The organism is Pseudoalteromonas luteoviolacea (assembly GCF_021654285.1).
Lineage (GTDB): Bacteria > Pseudomonadota > Gammaproteobacteria > Enterobacterales > Alteromonadaceae > Pseudoalteromonas > Pseudoalteromonas luteoviolacea_J.
The window spans coordinates 1-903 of record NZ_JAKFZS010000096.1; the positions used below are offsets into that span (position 1 = coordinate 1).

Consider the following 903-nt stretch of genomic DNA (forward strand, 5'->3'; position numbering starts at 1 on the left):
CTTCTAGACCAAGTTCGTCTTCTAGACCAAGTTCGTCTTCTAGACCAAGTTCGTCTTCTAGCTCTGGCTCAGCTTCTAGCTCTGGCTCTGCTTCTAGCTCTAGCTCTGGCTCTGCTTCTAGCTCTGGCTCTGCTTCTAGCTCAGGCTCTGGCTCAGCTTCTAACTCAAGCTCAGCTTCTAACTCAAGCTCAGCTTCTAACTCAGGTTCAGCTTCTAACTCTGGTTCTGCTTCTAACTCAGGTTCAGCTTCTAACTCTGGTTCTGCTTCTAACTCTGGTTCTGCTTCTAGCTCAGGTTCAGCTTCTAGCTCAGGTTCAGCTTCTAGCTCAGGTTCAGCTTCTAGCTCAGGTTCAGCTTCTAGCTCAGGTTCTGCTTCTAACTCAGGTTCTGCTTCTAGCTCAGGTTCTGCTTCTAGCTCAGGTTCAGCTTCTAGTTCAGGTTCAGCTGCTAGCTCTGGCTCAGCTTCTAGCTCTGGCTCAGCTTCTAGACCAAGTTCATCTTCTAGACCAAGTTCATCTTCTAATTCAGGTTCAGCTTCTAATTCAGGTTCAGCTTCTAATTCAGGTTCAGCTTCTAATTCAGGTTCAGCTTCTAATTCAGGCTCAGCTTCTAATTCAGGTTCAGCTTCTAGTTCAGGCTCTACTTCTAGTTCAGGCTCAGCTTCTAGCTCTGGCTCGTCTTCTAGACCAAGCTCGTCTTCTAGACCAAGCTCGTCTTCTAGACCAAGTTCATCTTCTAGACCAAGTTCATCTTCTAGCTCAGGTTCAGCTTCTAACTCAGGTTCAGCTTCTAACTCTGGTTCTGCTTCTAACTCAGGCTCTGCTTCTAACTCAGGCTCTGCTTCTAACTCAGGCTCAGCTTCTAGCTCAGGTTCAGCTTCTAGCTCAGGTTCAGCTTCTAGCT

1 protein-coding gene is annotated in these 903 nt (G+C 47.3%); it reads right to left on the reverse strand.

Annotated elements, in window-relative coordinates:
- On the reverse strand, window positions 1-903 hold a 903-nt coding region (locus tag L1077_RS27165; RefSeq protein WP_237139883.1), incomplete at both ends, for a hypothetical protein.